The sequence below is a fragment of the Streptomyces ambofaciens ATCC 23877 genome, from assembly GCF_001267885.1.
GTDB lineage: Bacteria > Actinomycetota > Actinomycetes > Streptomycetales > Streptomycetaceae > Streptomyces > Streptomyces ambofaciens.
The window spans coordinates 3387191-3405378 of record NZ_CP012382.1; the positions used below are offsets into that span (position 1 = coordinate 3387191).

15 protein-coding genes are annotated in these 18188 nt (G+C 72.6%); 3 read left to right on the forward strand and 12 right to left on the reverse strand.

Features of this window, described 5'->3' with window-relative positions; translation table 11 throughout:
• The first annotated feature begins 222 nt into the window (after positions 1–222).
• Positions 223–678, forward strand: coding sequence for a GNAT family N-acetyltransferase (locus SAM23877_RS15000; RefSeq protein ID WP_053132423.1), 456 nt, complete (start codon positions 223–225; stop codon positions 676–678).
• A gap of 5 nt (positions 679–683) precedes the next feature.
• On the opposite strand, the gene galK is transcribed toward SAM23877_RS15000, so the two are convergent.
• Genes galK through galT form a run of 3 tightly spaced genes read right to left on the reverse strand, consistent with a single transcriptional unit; the run spans position 684 to position 3896 of the window.
• A complete protein-coding gene (galK, locus tag SAM23877_RS15005; protein ID WP_053132426.1) occupies positions 684–1847 on the reverse strand; it encodes a galactokinase in 1164 nt (387 codons plus the stop codon).
• A gap of 10 nt (positions 1848–1857) precedes the next feature.
• Entirely contained in the window at positions 1858–2838 is a 981-nt protein-coding gene (gene galE, locus SAM23877_RS15010; protein WP_053132429.1) for a UDP-glucose 4-epimerase GalE, read from the reverse strand.
• The gene (gene galT / locus SAM23877_RS15015; RefSeq protein WP_053132433.1) at positions 2835–3896 is read right to left on the reverse strand and encodes a galactose-1-phosphate uridylyltransferase; all 1062 of its coding nucleotides are present in this window, start codon (positions 3894–3896) and stop codon (positions 2835–2837) included. The genes galE and galT overlap by 4 nt, the downstream gene beginning before the upstream one ends.
• 180 nt (positions 3897–4076) lie before the next feature.
• Between galT and SAM23877_RS15020 the strand changes: the two genes are divergently transcribed.
• Together SAM23877_RS15020 and SAM23877_RS15025 are read left to right on the forward strand one after the other, a co-directional pair.
• Positions 4077–5756 (forward strand): sodium:solute symporter family protein, encoded by a 1680-nt coding sequence (locus SAM23877_RS15020; protein WP_053132446.1) that lies wholly within the window; start codon positions 4077–4079, stop codon positions 5754–5756.
• 21 nt (positions 5757–5777) lie between these two features.
• Positions 5778–6074: a hypothetical protein gene (locus tag SAM23877_RS15025; protein WP_053132450.1), complete on the forward strand. Its 297-nt coding sequence runs from the start codon at positions 5778–5780 to the stop codon at positions 6072–6074.
• A 427-nt stretch (positions 6075–6501) separates the two neighbouring features.
• Here SAM23877_RS15025 and SAM23877_RS15030 read toward each other — a convergent pair whose 3' ends face one another.
• The 9 genes from SAM23877_RS15030 to SAM23877_RS15070 all read right to left on the reverse strand — a co-directional run bounded on the left by SAM23877_RS15030 (position 6502) and on the right by SAM23877_RS15070 (position 18182).
• Positions 6502–7176, reverse strand: coding sequence for a helix-turn-helix transcriptional regulator (locus SAM23877_RS15030; protein ID WP_053132453.1), 675 nt, complete (start codon positions 7174–7176; stop codon positions 6502–6504).
• A gap of 180 nt (positions 7177–7356) precedes the next feature.
• Positions 7357–9258 (reverse strand): outer membrane protein assembly factor BamB family protein, encoded by a 1902-nt coding sequence (locus SAM23877_RS15035; RefSeq protein WP_174532219.1) that lies wholly within the window; start codon positions 9256–9258, stop codon positions 7357–7359.
• Positions 9259–9364: 106 nt separating this feature from the next.
• The gene (locus tag SAM23877_RS15040) at positions 9365–11134 is read right to left on the reverse strand and encodes an outer membrane protein assembly factor BamB family protein (RefSeq protein ID WP_053132456.1); all 1770 of its coding nucleotides are present in this window, start codon (positions 11132–11134) and stop codon (positions 9365–9367) included.
• Between the two features lie 238 nt (positions 11135–11372).
• The gene (locus tag SAM23877_RS15045; RefSeq protein ID WP_053132460.1) at positions 11373–13187 is read right to left on the reverse strand and encodes an ABC-F family ATP-binding cassette domain-containing protein; all 1815 of its coding nucleotides are present in this window, start codon (positions 13185–13187) and stop codon (positions 11373–11375) included.
• A gap of 56 nt (positions 13188–13243) precedes the next feature.
• Complete coding sequence (locus tag SAM23877_RS15050; RefSeq protein ID WP_053132463.1) at positions 13244–14143, reverse strand: 4-(cytidine 5'-diphospho)-2-C-methyl-D-erythritol kinase; 900 nt, start codon at positions 14141–14143, stop codon at positions 13244–13246.
• Positions 14144–14150: 7 nt separating this feature from the next.
• Complete coding sequence (gene rsmA, locus SAM23877_RS15055; RefSeq protein WP_053132467.1) at positions 14151–15011, reverse strand: 16S rRNA (adenine(1518)-N(6)/adenine(1519)-N(6))-dimethyltransferase RsmA; 861 nt, start codon at positions 15009–15011, stop codon at positions 14151–14153.
• 421 nt (positions 15012–15432) lie between these two features.
• Entirely contained in the window at positions 15433–16734 is a 1302-nt protein-coding gene (locus SAM23877_RS15060; protein ID WP_053132470.1) for a resuscitation-promoting factor, read from the reverse strand.
• Positions 16735–16844: 110 nt separating this feature from the next.
• Positions 16845–17729, reverse strand: coding sequence for a TatD family hydrolase (locus SAM23877_RS15065; protein WP_053132473.1), 885 nt, complete (start codon positions 17727–17729; stop codon positions 16845–16847).
• 30 nt (positions 17730–17759) lie between these two features.
• Positions 17760–18182, reverse strand: coding sequence for a hypothetical protein (locus SAM23877_RS15070; protein ID WP_053142493.1), 423 nt, complete (start codon positions 18180–18182; stop codon positions 17760–17762).
• Positions 18183–18188: the final 6 nt, after the last annotated feature.

The following is an 18188-nucleotide window of genomic DNA, read 5'->3' on the forward strand; positions in this document are numbered from 1 at the left end:
CGACGCCCGGAGCCCCGTATCCGACCGTGCGGTCGGTACTCCGGGACGGGACGCCGCGGCCGCACGGCCGCCGCCGTGCAGAACCGCTACCCCCGCCCCGGGCGCCGTACCCGGCTGTCTCGCCCCCTGAACGGCACCGGCCCCCACCGGTGCTGTCCATCAGAGTACGGGCGGGCGCCGGGAGCGGAAGGCTATTTGCAGAACTGACAGTCCGGCACGTTTATGGTGAGCCGCATGTTTCGTCTTGTGACAGAAGTGGACAAGGCACGACGCGATCTGCTGCGCACTCGCCTGCGGGAGACGAACACGGCGGCCTCCTCGGTCCTGCGTTCGTTGCGCGGAACCGCTCACGAACGCGAATTCCCCCTGCACGTCTGGGTCCTGGACGAGGCCGGTGCGCTGGCGGGTGGTCTCGTCGGCCACACCTGGGCGACCTGGCTGCACGTGACCTACCTGTGGGTGGCCGACCGCCACCGCGGGGCCGGCCTGGGCTCCGCCCTGCTGAGGGAGGCGGAGCGAGAGGCCCGGGAGGGACGGGGCTGCTCGGCGTCGCGCGTGGAGACCTGGGACTTCCAGGCGCCGGACTTCTACGCGAGGCAGGGGTACGGGGTGGTGTGCGTGATCCCCGACTATCCGCCGGGGATCACGGAGTACACGCTGGTGAAGCGGCTGGGGTAGCCGGCTCAGACGAGGCGCCGCGCTCCCGCCGAAGGCACCGCCTCGAACACCCGCGGGGCCGTGAGGGCCGCCGCCGCGAACGCCTCCTCCACCGCCTTGGTGACGGCGTCGACGTCGGCCGCCTCCACGAGGACGATCGCCGAGCCGCCGAAGCCGCCGCCGGTCATGCGCGCGCCGAGGGCGCCGGCGGCGAGGGCCGTGTCGACGACGAGGTCCAGCTCCCGGCAGGAGATGCGGAAGTCGTCGCGCAGCGAGGCGTGGCCCTCGACCAGGACGGGGCCGATGGCGCGGGTGTCGCCGGACTCCAGCAGCGCGACCACCCGCTCGACCCGCTCGTCCTCGGTGACCACGTGGCGCACCAGGCGGCGCACCTCCTCGTCGTCGGCCAGCCGCTCCAGCGCCGCGTCCAGCTCGTCGTACGCCACGTCCCGCAGCGCGTCCACGCCGAGCAGCGCGGCGCCCTTCTCGCAGCCCGCGCGGCGCTTGCCGTACTCGCCCTCGCTGTGGGAGTGCTTGACGCGGGTGTCGACGACGAGCAGGCGCATGCCCTCGGCCGCGAGGTCGAAGGGGATCTGGCGCTGGGAGAGGTCCCGGGTGTCGAGGAACAGGGCGTGTCCGCTCTCGCAGCAGGCGGACGCGGTCTGGTCCATGATGCCGACGGGGGCACCGACGTAGACGTTCTCGGCGCGCTGGCACAGCCGGGCCAGCTGCCAGCCGCGCAGGCCGAGGGAGTACAGGTCGTTCAACGCCACTGCCACGACGACCTCCAGGGCCGCCGAGGACGAGAGCCCCGCGCCCGAGGGGACCGTCGAGGCCAGGTGGATGTCGGCGCCGGTCAGTTCGTGGCCGGCCTCGCGCAGCGCCCAGACGACGCCCGAGGGGTAGGCGGTCCAGGACTTGTCCGACCCGGGGGCCAGGTCGGCGACGCGCAGCTCGACGGGGTCGTCCCCGATGTCCGCCGAGTGCAGGCGCAGCACGCCGTCCCCGCGCCGGGAGACGGCGGCGACCGCGGTGTGCGGCAGGGCGAACGGCATGACGAAGCCGTCGTTGTAGTCCGTGTGCTCGCCGATCAGGTTCACCCGGCCCGGCGCCGCCCACACCCCTTCCGGGTCCGTCCCGTACAGCTCCCGGAACCGCTCGCCGACGGTCTCCGCGACAGCCTCGCCCATGCCCTGACCCCTAGCCCTTCGTCGAGTCCTGGTCCGCGCGCCGCTGCGCGAACTCCCACGCGTCCGCCACGATCCCCGCGAGGTCCGCGCGGGACGGGTTCCAGCCCAGTTTCTCGCGGGCGGTGTCCGCCGACGCCACCAGGACCGCCGGGTCGCCGCCGCGGCGGTCCGCCACCACCTCGGGGATCGGGTGGCCCGTCACCCGGCGGACGGTCTCGACGACCTCGCGGACGGAGAAGCCGTTGCCGTTGCCCAGGTTGCAGATGAGGTGCTCGCCCGGGACGGCCGCGTCCAGGGCCAGCAGGTGGGCCTCGGCCAGGTCGGCGACGTGGATGTAGTCGCGGACGCAGGTGCCGTCCGGCGTCGGGTAGTCGTCGCCGAAGACGGAGATGGCCTCGCGCCGGCCCTGCGCCACCTGGAGGACCAGCGGGATCAGGTGGGACTCGGGGTCGTGACGCTCGCCGTACGCCCCGTAGGCGCCCGCGACGTTGAAGTACCGCAGCGAGACCGCGCCCAGCCCGTGCGCCTTCGCCTCACCCGTGATCATGTGGTCCACGGCGAGCTTCGAGGCGCCGTAGGGGCTGGTGGGCCGCGTCGGCGCGGACTCGACGATCGGGGAGCGCTCCGGCTCGCCGTAGGTCGCGGCGGTGGAGGAGAAGACCAGCCGGCGCACGCCCGCCGTGCGCATCGCCTCCAGGAGGGCCATGGTGCCGCCCACGTTGTTGTCCCAGTACTTCTCGGGCTTCACGACCGACTCGCCGACCTGCGAGAAGGCGGCGAAGTGCAGCACCCCGTCGAAGGTGCCGTCCAGCCACTTGGCGGCGTCGCGGATGTCCCCCTCGACGAACGTGGCACCCGCCGGCACGCCCTCGCGGAAGCCCGTCGAGAGGTTGTCGAGCACGACGACCTCGTGACCGGCTTCCAGCAGATGTTGGGCGACGACGCTGCCGACGTAGCCCGCGCCGCCCGTCACCAGGTACTTCCCACTCATGAACTCGCTACCTCTCGCAGTCGCTCGGCCGCGAGCTCCGGGGGCACGTCGTTGATGAACACGTCCATGCCCGACTCGGAGCCCGCGAGGAACTTCAGCTTGCCGGACGTACGGCGGATGGTGAAAAGCTCCAGGTGCAGCGCGAAGTCGTCCCGCGCCACGCCCTCGAAGTCCTCCAGGTGTCCGAACGGCGCCTGGTGCCAGGCGGCGATGTACGGCGTCGGAGGCTCACCCTCACCGAAGATCCGGTCGAAGCGCCTCAACAGTTCCAGATAGACCTGGGGGAACTCTGTGCGGGCCGCCTCGTCCAGCCCGAGCAGGTCGGGCACCCGCCGCCTGGGGTAGAGGTGCACCTCGTAGGGCCAGTGCGCGGCGTGCGGCACGAAGGCGACCCAGTGCTCACCCTCCAGGACGACCCGCTCACCGGCCAGTTCCTCCTCCAGGACCGCGTCGAACAGGTTGCCCCCGCCCGTGGCGTCCTGGTGGGCGGCCAGCGAACGGAGCATCTGGGCGGTGCGGGGGGTGGTGAAGGGGTAGGCGTAGATCTGCCCGTGCGGGTGACCCAGCGTCACCCCGATCTCGGCGCCCCGGTTCTCAAAACAGAACACCTGTTCCACGGAGGGCAGATGCGACAGCTCCGAGGTGCGGTCGGTCCAGGCGTCGAGCACGAGCCGGGCCTGCTCCTCGCTCAGGTCGGCGAAGGAGGCGTCGTGGTCGGAGGTGAAGCAGACGACCTCGCAGCGGCCGGAGTCGCCGGCCAGCGAGGGGAAGCGGTTCTCGAAGACCGCCACGTCGTAGGAGGAGTCCGGGATCTCGCTCAGACGCTCGCCCCGCGAGGGGCACAGCGGGCACTGGTCGGCGGGCGGGTGGTAGGTGCGGCCCTGGCGGTGCGAGGCGATGGCGACCGAGTCGCCGCGCAACGGGTCGCGGCGGACCTCGGAGGTGGTGACGGTGCGCTCCAGCGGACGCCGGTCCACGGCGTCGCGCACCGCGTCGTCGTGCAGGTCGTAGTAGACGAGCTCGCGACCGTCGGCCAGCCGGGTCGAGGTCTTCTTCACTGCCGCACTCCTCTGCACCCACTCCCAATGACTCAACACAATCGAACATAACACATCACAACTCACCAGGCCCCGTCGCTCATCACAATCAAACAAAGAACATCACCAGAAGTGTTCAATTACTGAACGCGGAGGCGTAGGTTCCGCTCCGGACCAGTTCGCGCAACGAAGCGAGTTCGTATGCATACCCCCACATATCTAGCCGCGGAGCTTCGACTCCCCACCAACTGGCTCGACTACTCGATCCTCGGGATCTACTTCGTCGTCGTGCTCGGCATCGGCTTCGCCGCCCGCCGCTCCGTCAAGACCAGCCTCGACTTCTTCCTGTCCGGCCGCTCGCTGCCCGCCTGGGTCACCGGTCTCGCCTTCGTCGCGGCCAACCTGGGCGCCACCGAGATCCTCGGCATGGCCGCCAACAGCGCCCAGTACGGCGTCTACACGACCCACTGGTACTGGATCGGCGCCATCCCGGCGATGGTCTTCCTGGGCCTGGTGATGATGCCGTTCTACTACGGCTCCAAGGTCCGCTCGGTGCCGGAGTTCCTCCTCCTGCGCTTCGACAGGGCCTCGCACCTGCTCAGTTCGATCCTGTTCGCCGTGGCCGCCATCCTCATCGCCGGCGTCAACCTCTACGCGCTCGCGATCGTCGTCGAGGCCCTCCTCGGCTGGCCCCAGTGGGTGGCCATCGTGGTCGCCGGCTTCTTCGTCCTGGCGTACATCACGCTCGGCGGCCTGTCCTCGGCGATCTACAACGAGGTCCTCCAGTTCTTCGTGATCCTGGCCGGCCTCATCCCGATCACCATCCTGGGCCTGAAGAAGGTCGGCGGCTGGGACGGTCTGTCCGACTCCCTCACCCAGACCCGCGGCGGCGACTTCATGACCGCGTGGGGCGGCACGGGCATCGGCAGCGACAACCCGCTGGGCGCCAACTGGCTGACCATCGTGCTCGGCCTGGGCTTCGTCCTGTCCTTCGGCTACTGGACGACGAACTTCGCCGAGGTGCAGCGCGCCCTGTCGGCGAAGAACCTCTCGGCGGCCCAGCGCACCCCGCTCATCGCCGCCTTCCCGAAGATCTTCATCGTCTTCGTCGTGATGATCCCGGGCCTGGTCGCCGCGGTCCTCGTCCCGAAGATCGGCACCCCCGGCTCGGACCTCCAGTACAACGACGCCATCCCGTACCTGATGCAGCAGCTGCTGCCCAACGGTGTCCTCGGCATCGCGGTCACCGGCCTCCTGGCCGCCTTCATGGCCGGCATGGCGGCGAACGTGTCGTCCTTCAACACGGTCTTCACCACCGACATCTGGGCGCGCTACGTCGTGAAGGACCGCGAGGACGACTACTACGTGCGCTTCGGCCGCCTGATCACGGTGATCGGCGTCCTCGCCTCCATCGGCACGGCGTTCCTGGCGTCGTCCTTCTCCAACATCATGAGCTACCTCCAGACGCTCTTCTCCTTCTTCAACGTGCCGATGTTCGTGGTCTTCATCATCGGCATGTTCTGGAAGCGGGCGTCCATGAAGTCCGGCTTCTGGGGCCTGATCGCGGGCACCACCGCGGCGATGGTGAACTACTTCGTCATCTACAAGCAGGGCATCATCGACATCCCCTCCGACCAGGGCGCCAACTTCGTCTCGGCGATCGCCGGCTTCGTGGCCGGCGCGGTCGTCATGGTCGCGGTCTCCCTGTTCACCGCCCCGAAGCCCACCGCCGAGCTCCAGGGCCTGGTCTACGGCACCACGTCCCCCGGCATGGCCGAGGCGCCCGCCGAGGGCGACGACGCGTGGTACCGCAAGCCGGCGCTGCTGGGCTGGGGGGCGGTCGTCCTGGCCGCCGCCTGCTACATCCCGTTCTCGTTCTGACCGCGGGAGGATTGAGAGAGCATGTCCGATTCCTACTCCGACAAGAACGTCCAGGACGAGGTCTCCGAGCTGGAGACCAAGTCCGTCACCGCAGCGCGGCTGTTCGACATCCGGCGCATCATCGGCGGGCTGTTCGTGGTCTACGGCGTCATCGTGACGATCGCGGGCTTCGCGGCGTCCGACGACGACATCGACAAGGCACAGGGAGTCAACATCAACCTGTGGACCGGCCTGGGGATGCTCCTCCTCGGCCTGTTCTTCCTGACCTGGCTGAAGCTGCGCCCGACGGCTCCACCGCCGCCCCCCACCGAGGAGTGACGGGGTTCCGCATACCCCGGGGGCTCCGGTCGGCGCCCCCGGGTGCCCCAGCGCGCGGGTGGGTGACGCGCCCCGGCGCTACGGGTGCGGCTGCGCCGACGGCCCGCAGCCGCGGCGCGGACGGGTAGCCGCGTAAGGCGAGAAGGGGCCGTGCCGGGGGGTGTCCGCCCGCAGCGGTTGGCGCGTCAACGCCCTCACCTCTCGGCCGACCGATTCCGCGCCGTTCCGAGGACGGACACCCCCCGGCGCGGCCCCGACCCCCAAACCACCGCACGCGCACCGCGCACCCCCACCGAACCCGCACAGGCGCCGCAGGCAAGGCACCCCCACCGAACCCGCACAGGCCGCCGCAGGCGGGCCACCCGCACCCCCACCAAACCCCCGCGGGCCGCCGCAGGCACCCCGCCCCACCGCCGGAGGCCCCCGTTCAACCGCCGGAGGCCCCCGCCCGGTCCAGCAACCCCGTCCGAGCCGCCAGCGCCGCCGCCTCCAGCCGGGAGCCCACCCCCAGCTTCATCAGCACCCGCTGCACATGCGTCCGAGCCGTGGACGGTGCGATCCCCATCCCCGCCGCGATCAGCCGGGTGTCCTCGCCGTCGGCGACCCGCACCAGCACCTCCACCTCCCTCGGCGTGAGCATCTGGAGCAGCCGCTGCCCCTCGTCGTCGGGCTGCGCCGCCGGATTCAGCAGCTCCCCGAAGGCCCCCTGCAGCAACGACGGCGCCACCGCCGCCTCCCCGGCCCGCGCCTTCATGATCGACCGCTCGACGCCCTCTATCCGCTCGTCGTGCCGGACGTACCCCGAGGCCCCCGCCGCGAAGGCCGCCGCGATCCCGCGCGGGTTCGGCACCGGGCCCAGCACCAGCACCGCCACCTGCGGACGCTCCCGCTTGATCCGCACCACCGGATCGAAGATCCCCGGCTCGGCCGGTGTCGCCGTCCCCAGCAGGCACACCTCCGGCGCCCGGCTGATCACCAGCTCCGCCGCCCCGGCGGCCGGCGCCGCCGCGGCGAGCACCCGGTGGCCCCGCAGCTTCAGCGCCGAGGCCAGCGCCTCGGCGAGCAGTCGGTGGTCGTCGACCACCATGAGCCTCACTCCCATGGAGCAACCCCCCAGTCACCCGGCCTGCCCCGGAAGCTACACGCTGGCTCGACGTCGCGCTGCCCTACCGGTGATAACCGCCCCGGATCGCCGAAACGGCCCCGCCCCTGAAAGGGACGGGGCCGTGCGGCACCCTCGCGGCGGCACCTCGCGGCGGTGCCGGACACCGCGGAACCGGCGTCAGCCGCTGATGCCGAACCCGATCGCGAGGTACTCCTTCTCGTCCGCGCTGGTCGGCTCGCTGGCGTACGTCTGCGACATGTACAGGCGTCCCTGCGAGTAGAGGTACTCGGAGTACTCCGGCAGCATGCTCGCCTCCACGTCCCGCACCGTCTCCGTCGCCGGGTTCTCCAGCAGCGTGGTCTGCTTGAAGGTCCCGCCGTCGATGCTGACGATCTGGCCGCCCTTGTCGTAGGGCGGGCGCTTGTAGGCGATCACGTTGCCGCCGTCCATGCGCAGCGGGACGATCGTGTAGTCCTCGCCGGCGTCCGCGCGCTGCCCGGTCTGCTTCCCGGTGGCGAGGTCGAAGGCGACGACCTCGTTGGTGCGGCTGTAGGACTCACCGCTGCCCTCGTGCTCCTCGGTCGGGATGTAGAGCCGTCCGTTGCCGACCGCGAGGCCCGTGCACTGCTCGACCTTGGTGATGATGTCGCACTCGGCCCCGAACTCGTCACCCGGCACCGAGATGCGGTTCAGCAGCTTCCCGGTCTTGTTGTCGATGGAGAACAGGTCCGAGATGCCGCTGCCGTCACCGGCGGAGTCCGCGACGTCGGCGGCCACGACCAGCGGGTTCGTCGACACGACGCCCGCGTACTCGATGCCCTTGGCCATCTTGTACTCGGAGATCACCTTGCCGGACTTCGGGTCGATGGTCTGGATGTTGAGCTGCCGGGCGTCGTACGACCCGCACCGGCGCACCGCGACCAGCTTCTCGCCGCCCGCGTAGCCCATGTCCTGGCAGGTGTCGGTCGCCTTCGGGGACCAGAGGACGTCGCCCTTGGCCACGTCGAAGGCGACGCCGCCCTCGCTGCTGCCGGCCGCGACGGTGCCACCGCTGATCGTGACGTTGTCGAAGGAGATCGGCTGGTCGCCGGCGGTCTTCGTCCACACCTTCTCGCCCGCGTCCAGGTCGATGACCGCGACCTGGGAACAGCCGTGCGCGGGCTCCGCCTTGGTCGGCATCGCGGGCTGGTGGACGATGACCGTCTTGTTGTCGTCGGTGACGTGCTTGCTGGCCGTGCACACGGGCCCGGCCAGCTTGATGGTCCACTTCTTGCTGCCCTTGGCGGGGTCGTAGCCGACGACCTCGGCGATGCCGCTCTTGGCGTACACCTGGTCGGTGAGCCACGAGCCGGAGACGACGACGCTGTTGTCGTCCTTGCTCACCGCGGGCGCGGGCACCTGGAAGAGCACCTTGGACGCGGGGTCGGACGGCACCTTCTCCTTGCTGCCGGGGGGCGCGCCCTCGCCGCCCTTCCCGTCCGTGCCGCCCTTGCCGCCGGTGGCGCCGCCGGAGCTCGCGGTGTCGTCCTTGCCCTCGCCGGAGGACCCGGCGTACCAGACACCGCCGCCGATGATCAGCGCGATCGCGACGACCGCCGCCACGATGATCGCCAGCTGCGCGTTGATCTTCCCGCGGCCGCCCGCCGCGCCCGCCTGGGCCTGCATCGGCACGGTCGCCTGCGGATAGCCGTAGCCGGGCTGTCCGGGCTGGCCCGGCTGCCCGTACGGCGGAGTCGGCTGCCCGTAGGGCCCCGGCTGCTGCGGCTGCCCGTACGGGCCGGGCTGCTGGCCGGGGTAGCCGTAACCGGGCTGGGGCTGCGGGGGAGCCTGCGGGTACCCGTACCCCGGCTGCGGCTGCGGCGGGGTCGGCGGGGCCGCGGGCGACTGCGGCGGCGTCTGCGGGGCCCCCGGAGGGGTCTGCGGCGTCTGCGGGTAGCCGTAGCCCGGTTCGGGAGCCTTGCCGAGGTTCGGGGAACCGCCCGACGGCGGGGTCGGCGGCTGCGGCGGCTGGTCCTGCGGAGGCCCGAAGCCTCCCCCCTGCGGGGGCTGGTGGGGCGGCGGGGGCGGCGGCTGGGTCATGGCGTGTGTACCTCGGGGAGCGGAGACGGCGGGGAGAGCCGTCCGGGCCGGCGGCGCGGGCCCGGACGGACGGGTCCGGAGGAGGGAACGGAACGGACGAGGAGGATCACTTGCCGAAGGCGAGCATCAACTTCTCCTTGGCGTCGTCGTTCCCGGTCAGACGGGTGCTGGAGATGTAGAACCGCCCGTCGACCCAGTCGATGTCCTTGGAGTAGAAACTGCTCTCGATGTCCGCGACGCCCTGCGGGTTCTGGAGCAGCTTGACCGGCTCGTGGCTGCCGCCGCCGGTGGCGATGGACACGACCTGGCCGCCCGCGTCGTAGGACGGCTGGACGTAGGCGATGAGCCGGTCGCCCTCGACCTTGATCGGCGTCATCGTCTCGTCCGCGGGGGACTTGACGCGCCACTTCTCCTTGCCGGTGGTGAGGTTGACCGCGACGATCTCGTTGGCGCCGGTGGTCGCCTCGGTCGGCAGGTAGAGGGTGCCCGCGGCGACGGCGACGCCCGCGCAGCCCTGGAGGTCGCGTTCGAGGATGGCCCAGCCGCACTCGGGGGCGAAGTCCTCGTCGACGCCGACCTGTTCGAGGACCTTGCCGCCGGAGGTGAAGGTGGAGATGTTCCAGACCTTCTTGTCCTCGTTGGTGGCGTAGACGACGAGCGGGTCGACGGAGTAGGCGCGGGCGACCCGCCAGCCCTTCTCGTACTTGTAGGTCCACTGGACCTTGCCGGTCTTCGGGTCGAGGCCCTGGAGCTCGTCGTGCTCGTTGTTGCCGCCGGCACCGCAGGAGGCGACCTGGACGAGCTTGGTGGCGCTGCCCGCGAAGCCGGCCGGGAAGCAGGCGTCGCCGTACCGCTTCTTGTCGTACAGCTTCTTGCCGCTGGTGACGTCGTAGGCGGTGCCGGACTGGGAGCGGCCGACCATGAGGATGTCGCCGCTGAGGTTCAGCTCGACGGAGAGCGTGGAGTCGAACAGCTCGCCGTCGGCGACCTCCTCGCTCCAGCCCTTCGCGCCGGTGGCGAGGTCGATCTCCTGGAGCTTGTTGCACTTGGCGCGGTCGCTGGAACCGCTCATGTAGGCGACGACGATCTTGTCGTCGGCCGTCTTCTCCGGGGTGACCGCGCAGATCTTCTCCGGGAAGGCGACCGGGTCCCAGGAGGGCTTCCCGTCAGCGACGCCGTACGCGAAGAGCTGCTTGTACGCCGCCTTCACGGCCGTCTTGTCGGTGACCCACATGCCGGGGGCGTCGGCGCCGGAACCGGGGGCGTCGGGCGCCTCCTTGTACCAGAGCACCTTCGACTCGCCCGCCTGACGGCCCTCGTTGAGGTCGTCGGGGTCCTCGCCGCCGTCGCCGCTGCCGTCACCGGGGTTGACCGGGGCGCCGCCGGAAGCGGAGGGCTTGGGGTCGTCGCTCTTGCCGGCGACCGGCTTCTTGTCCTTGTCGTCGCCGCCGCTCGCGGTGACCGCCCACACGCTGCCGCCGATGACGAGCAGGGCCGCGACCGCGGCGCCCACCACCAGGGCCGGCTTGCCCTTGAAGGGGTTGCGGGACCCGGAACCGCCGGGCGGCGGGGTGCCGGGCGCACCAGGGAACTGCGGCTGCGGATACCCGTACCCGGGCTGCCCGCCGTACGGTCCCGGCTGCTGGGGCTGTGCGTACGGGCCGGAGGTGTACGGCCCCGGCTGCCCGTACGGGCCGGGCTGCGCCGGCTGCTGCGGGTAGCCGTACCCCGGCGGCGGTCCGGCCGGCGGGCCCTGCGGCGGTGTCGGGGGCGGACCCTGCGGGGGCGGCGGGGTCGGTGCCCCGAAGCCTCCCGGCGGTGGTTCCTGCGGTGCTCCGAAGCCGCCCTGCGGCGGCTGGTTGGGCGGCTGGCTCATCAGCGCGTTCCCCCTTATTACTCACTGATTTCTGGCCACGTCCCCGGGGTACGCGCTGGCCTCGGAGTCGTTTGCGGCAGTCACTCAGACAGTTCTCGGACGGCCTTTCTATCACCCGGGCCGGACGGCGCACCGGGCCGCGTCCGCCCCTGTACCCAAGGGAGAACCGGCCCGTGATGCCTCTGTTACGCGCCTTCACGCCCTCTTCACGCCACGCACGCCCCCGGGGTGCTCCCCCTCAGGCGTCCTCGGCCAGTTCCAGCCAGCGCATCTCCAGCTCCTCGCGCTGCCCGGCCAGTTCGCGCAGCTCGGCGTCGAGCTCGGCCACCTTCGCGAAGTCCGTGGCGTTCTCGGCGATCCGCGTGTGCAGCCTGGCCTCCTTCTCGGAGACCTTGTCCAGCTGCCGCTCGATCTTCTGGAGCTCCTTCTTGGCGGCGCGCACGTCGGCGGCGCTCTTCTCGGGCACCTCAGCGGCCGGCTTCACCGCGGCGGCCGGGGCGTTGGCCGCGGCCGCCTCCTCCATGCGCCGGCGCCGCTCCAGGTACTCGTCGATGCCGCGCGGCAGCATCCTGAGCGCGCCGTCGCCGAGCAGGGCGAAGACCCGGTCGGTGGTGCGCTCGACGAAGAACCGGTCGTGGGAGATGACGATCATCGACCCGGGCCAGCCGTCGAGCACGTCCTCCAGCTGGGTCAGGGTCTCGATGTCGAGGTCGTTGGTGGGCTCGTCGAGGAAGAGCACGTTGGGCTCGTCCATGAGGAGCCTGAGCAGCTGGAGCCGTCGTCGCTCACCGCCGGAGAGGTCCCCGACCGGCGTCCACTGCTTCTCCTTGCCGAAGCCGAAGGTCTCGCAGAGCTGTCCGGCGGTCATCTCGCGGCCCTTGCCGAGGTCGACGCGCTCGCGGACGCGCTGCACGGCCTCCAGCACCCGCCAGGTGGGGTCGAGTTCGGCGACCTCCTGGGACAGGTAGGCCAGCTTGACGGTCCTGCCGACCTTGACCCGCCCGCCCGCGGGCTGCTGCTCCCCGTCGCTGTACGCGGCGTTCGCGAGGTCCCGGAGCAGGGAGGTCTTGCCCGCGCCGTTGACGCCGACGAGGCCGATGCGGTCGCCGGGGCCGAGCTGCCAGGTGACGTGCTTGAGCAGCACCTTGGGACCGGCCTGGACGGTGACGTCCTCCAGGTCGAACACGGTCTTGCCGAGCCGGGACGAGGCGAACTTCATCAGCTCGCTGCTGTCCCGGGGCGGCGGCACGTCGGCGATCAGCTCGTTGGCGGCCTCGACGCGGAAGCGGGGCTTGGAGGTGCGGGCGGGGGCACCGCGCCGGAGCCAGGCCAGCTCCTTGCGGACCAGGTTCTGCCGCTTGGTCTCCTCGGTGGCGGCGATCCGCTCGCGCTCGGCGCGGGCGAAGACGTAGTCGGAGTAGCCGCCCTCGTACTCGTACACGTCACCGCGCTGCACGTCCCACATGCGGGTGCAGACCTGGTCGAGGAACCACCGGTCGTGGGTGACGCAGACGAGGGCCGAGCGGCGTGCGCGCAGGTGCTGGGCGAGCCAGGCGATGCCCTCGACGTCGAGGTGGTTGGTGGGCTCGTCGAGGACGATGAGGTCCTGTTCGTCGATGAGCAGCTTGGCGAGCGCGATCCGGCGCCGCTCGCCGCCGGAGAGCGGCCCGATGACGGTGTCCAGCCCCTGCGGGAAGCCCGGCATGTCCAGGCCGCCGAAGAGACCCGTCAGGACGTCGCGGATCTTGGCGTTGCCCGCCCACTCGTGGTCGGCGAGGTCGCCGATGACCTCGTGGCGCACGGTCGCCGCGGGGTCGAGGGAGTCGTGCTGGGTGAGGACGCCGAGCCGCAGCCCGCCGGACTGGGTGACGCGGCCGGTGTCCGGCTCCTCCAGCTTGGCGAGCAGCCGGATCAGCGTGGTCTTGCCGTCGCCGTTGCGGCCGACGACGCCGATGCGGTCCCCTTCGGAGACGCCGAGGGAGACCCCGTCGAGCAGGGCACGGGTGCCGTACACCTTGCTGACGTTCTCGACATTGACCAGGTTGACGGCCATTTCTCTCCTGCCTGGGGGACGATCGACCCTCCAGAGTAGTCCGGCCGGACCGGGACTCAGTCCCGGACGGTCGCCCCGGGGGCCGGACCGGACGCGGTGCGGACGTCCCGGCAGGTCCCGGAGGCCCGCAGCACCCCGGCGATGTCGGACGCCGACCGGGCGTCCGTGGCGAGGAAGGCCGTGGTCGGCCCCGAGCCCGAGACCAGCGCGGCCAGCGCCCCGGCCGCCCGCCCCGCGGCGAGGGTGTCGGACAGCTGCGGGAAGAGCGAGAGGGCGGCGGGCTGGAGGTCGTTGGAGACGGCGACGGCGAGCGCGGCGGGGTCGCCCTTGGCGAGGGCGTCCAGCACGGCCTGGTCGGCGGCCGGCTCGGGGATCTCCAGTCCCTCGCCCAGCCGGTCGAACTCGCGGAACACGGCCGGGGTGGAGAGCCCCTTCGCGGCCATCGCGAACACCCAGTGGAAGTCGCCGCCGACCTCCAGCGCGGTCAGCTTCTCGCCCCGCCCGGTGCCGAGCGCGGCCCCGCCGACCAGGCTGAACGGCACGTCGCTGCCCAGTTCGGCGCAGATCGCGAGCAGCTCGTCGCGGGAGGCGCCGGTGCCCCACAGGGCGTCGCAGGCGACCAGTGCGCCGGCGCAGTCCGCGCTGCCGCCCGCCATGCCGCCGGCGACGGGGATGTCCTTGGCGATGTGCAGGTGCACGTCGGGCCGGCGGCCGTAGCGCTCGGCGAGGGCGAGTGCCGCGCGGGCGGCGAGGTTGGTGCGGTCGAGGGGGACCTGGTCGGCGTCCGGCCCCTCGCAGGTGACGCGCAGGCCCTCCGGCGAGGGGGTCGCGGTGACCTCGTCGTGGAGCGAGACGGCGAGGAAGACGTTGGCCAGGTCGTGGAAGCCGTCGGGGCGCACACCGCCGACCGCGAGCTGGACGTTGACCTTGGCGGGGACGCGGACCGTCACGCTCACTTGCTCGTCACTCCTTGTGTTCGGCGATACGCGCGAACTCTTCCACGGTCAGCGCCTCTCCGCGCGCCTGCGGCGACACGCCCGCGGCGACGAGGGCGGCCTCGGCGGCCGCCGCCGACCCGGCCCAGCCCGCGAGGGCGGCCCGCAGGGTCTTGCGGCGCTGGGCGAACGCGGCGTCGACGACGGCGAAGACCTCACGCCGGGACGCGGTGGTCTTCAGCGGCTCGCTGCGCCGGACGAGCGAGACCAGCCCGCTGTCGACGTTGGGCGCGGGCCAGAAGACGTTGCGGCCGATGGAGCCGGCCCGCTTCACCTCGGCGTACCAGTTGGCCTTGACGGAGGGCACGCCGTACACCTTCGAGCCGGGTCCGGCGGCGAGCCGGTCGGCGACCTCGGCCTGCACCATGACGAGGGTGCGCTCGATGGTCGGGAAGGTCTCGAGCATGTGCAGGAGCACGGGCACGGCCACGTTGTACGGCAGGTTGGCGACCAGCGCGGTGGGGGCGGGGCCCGGCAGCTCGCCCACGTGCATCGCGTCGGAGTGGACGAGGGCGAACCGCTCGGCGCGCTCGGGCATCCGGGCGGCGACGGTGGCGGGGAGGGCGCCGGCGAGGACGTCGTCGATCTCGACGGCGGTGACCCGGTCGGCGGCCTCCAGCAGGGCCAGGGTGAGCGAGCCGAGACCCGGTCCCACCTCGACCACCACGTCGTCGGGGCGTACCTCGGCGGTGCGGACGATACGGCGGACCGTGTTCGCGTCGATGACGAAGTTCTGGCCGCGCTGCTTGGTGGGGCGCACGCCGAGCGCTGCCGCGAGTTCGCGGACGTCGGCGGGCCCGAGAAGGGCGTCGGGGGTGGGGCTGCTCACCCCGCAAGGGTAGCCGGGGCGCGACCGGCGGCGGTCCGGGCGGCCGGGGAGGGGACCCGGCGGCCGGGGAGCGACCGGGGAGCGGACCCAGCGACCGAGGAACGACCGGGGGGCGGACCCGACGGCCGAGGAACGACCGGGGACGGTCCCGACGGCTGAGGAGCGACCGGGGACGGTCCCGACGGCTGAGGAGCGACCGGAGAGCGGACCCGGCGGCCGAGGAACGACCGGGGACGGTCCCGACGGCTGAGGAGCGACCGGAGAGCGGACCCGGCGGCCGAGGAACGACCGGAGAGCGGACCCGGCGGCCGAGGAACGACCGGAGAGCGGACCCGGCGACCGGGGCGGTCCGGGCGGCCGGGGGCGCTCCCGGCGGCCGGGGGGGCCGGCGGCCGGGGGGCCCGGCCGGGGGCGTCGCCGGTCAGCTCTGGAGGCGGGCCCCGCAGTGCGGCCAGGGGTTCGGGCCGCTGCGGGCGTACAGCTTCTTCGCCCGGTACGTCTGCTCGCCGGGCGTCGCGTCCTGGGGGCGGCCCTCGCCGCCGACGCTGTGCCAGGTGGGGGTGTCGAGCTGGTAGAGGCCCCCGTAGGTGCCCGAGGGGTCGACGGCGTCCGGGCGGCCGCCCGACTCGCACGCGGCCAGCGCCTGCCAGTGCAGGTGGTCGGCGCCCCGCACGGGCTCGGGCCGGGGGCGGGTGCCGACCCGGACGAGCTGCGGACGGGGCTCGCGCACCACCTCGGTGCGCAGCAGGCGGGGTTTCTGCCGGACGCCGTTGACGGTGCGCAGGGCGTACGTGGTCCGCCGCAGCCCGGGTGCGCCCGCCTGCTCGACGACCTCCGTGCCCCGGTGGAGCGAGGGGTCCTCGGTCCGTCGTACGGCGAAGGGGACCGGGTCCTCGCGGACCTCCTGGGAGCCGGTGATGCGCAGCACCGTGACGGTCTGTCCGTCGCGGGGGAAACCGGTCGCCGGGACGGACGTCGTGTCCTGGCCGCGCAGCGTCACCCCGGCCTCCTCCACGGCCTCGCCCACGGTCGCGGCGTTGGTGCGGACGGTGCGGGCCCGGCCGTCCGCCATGACCGTCACCACCCGCTCGGTCCGCACGTCCAGCGCGAGGCCCTCGCGTCCGATGCGCCGGGAGGCGGGGGCGGACAGGTACGCGCCCTCGATGCGGACGCCGAGTCCGCGCAGCGCCCCCGCCACCGTCTCGGCGGTCGTCCACAGCTGGCGGCGGTGGCCGTCGAGGGTGAGCAGCACGGGCCGTCCGTACCGGACGGTGACCTCCTCGCCGCTGGTCAGCGGGGTGCCCGGCGCGGGCACGATGACGTCGTGGGCGCCGACCTGGACGCCCTCCTCGGCGAGCAGTCCGGTCACGTCGTCGGCGAAGGTGTGCAGGGTGCGCGGTGCGCCGTCGACGGTCAGCTCGACCGCCTTGTCCTTGGCGACGAAGGCGGTGGTGCCGCCCGCGAGGAACGCCACGACCAGGGCCCGCGGCACCAGCCGGCGCAGGGAGCCGTCGCCGCGCGCGGCGTCCCGGGCCCGGCGGCGGCGTGCCGCCCTGCCGTCGGCCGGGGCGGGGGCCGGCGCCTTCGCGGCGCCCTGCCGGGGCAGCACCACCCCGGTCACCCGGCGGGCGGGCCGGTAGGTCTCGCCGTACGCCAGGGTCGGTGCACTGTGCACGTCGTACGGTGCCGGCGACTCGTGGGTCTCGGGCTGGGTTCTGCTCACGCCGACACGCTCCAGGGTCCGGATCGGGCCCCCAGAACCTAGCGGAGCGGCCGTCACTCTCCAAAGCGACGCGGCTACCCAGCGTGGCGGGCCTCGCTCGCCGGTGTCGCTCAGTAGCCGAAGGCGCGGGCCGTGTTCGCCGCGAGGGCCGTCGCGAGCGTGTCCTCGTCGACGCCCCGCACCGCGGCCATGGCACGCACCGTGACCGGCACCAGATAGGGGGCGTTCGGCCGCCCCCGGTAGGGCACCGGCGTCAGGAACGGCGCGTCGGTCTCCACCAGGAGCAGCTCGGCCGGGGCGACGGCGAGGGCGTCGCGCAGGTTCTGGGCGTTCTTGAAGGTGACGTTCCCGGCGAAGGACATGTAGTAGCCGGCGCCCGCGCAGATCTCGGCCATCTCGGCGTCGCCGGAGTAGCAGTGGAAGACGGTGCGCTCGGGGGCGCCCTCCTCCTTGAGGACGCGCAGGACGTCGGCGTGGGCGTCGCGGTCGTGGATGACCAGGGCCTTGCCGTGCCGCTTGGCGATCTCGATGTGGGCGCGGAAGGACCGCTCCTGGGCCGCCTTGCCCTCGGGCCCGGTGCGGAAGTAGTCGAGCCCCGTCTCGCCGACGCCCTTGACCTGCTCCAGCGCGGCCAGCCGGTCGATCTCGGCGAGCGCGTCGTCGAGCGCCGCCTCCCCGCCGGGCTGCCGGGCACCCTGCCTGGACCAGCCGTCGGGGTCCCCGTGCACGATGCGCGGCGCCTCGTTGGGGTGCAGGGCGACGGTGGCGTGCACGGCGTCGTGGGCCGCGGCCGTCTCGGCGGCCCAGCGGGAGCCCGCGAGGTCGCAGCCGACCTGGACGACGGTCGTGACACCGACCGACGCGGCCTTGGCGAGGCCCTCCGCCACCGTGCCCGACTGCATGTCGAGGTGGGTGTGCGAGTCGGCGACCGGGACGCGGAGGGGTTCGGGGAGCGGCGGGGCCGCGTTCTTGTCGGCCGGGGCGTTCGAAGGCATGCCCCGATCCTACGGAAGGTCCGGCGGGGGTCAGCCCGCCCTGCGGTGGAGGTGGAGGGCGTGCAGAAGGTCGGTCAGGTGCCGGTGCCGGCGCCCGGACGCGAGTCCCGGCGCTCCCGGCCCCGGCCGCTCGGGCACCTCGGGAGGGCCGGCCGGCGGCACCCGGTGGTCACCGGCCAGGGTGCCGCGCACGGAGGCGACCCGGCCCGGCCGCATGATCCGTACGACGTGGCCGTCGCAGTTGGCGCAGGTCGGCCGGGTCAGCGGGGAGGGCACGACACGGCCGTCCGCGACGTAGAGCACGAACTCGTTGCCGTCGGCGTCCCGGTGGTGCCCTATCTCGAACGACTGCTCCCAGCCGTGCCCGCAGCGCATGCAGGCGAAGGAGTACGACTCGTGGACGACGGCGGTGGCACCGGCGTGCGGTCCGGTCCGCGACGCACTCTCGCTCATGCTCAT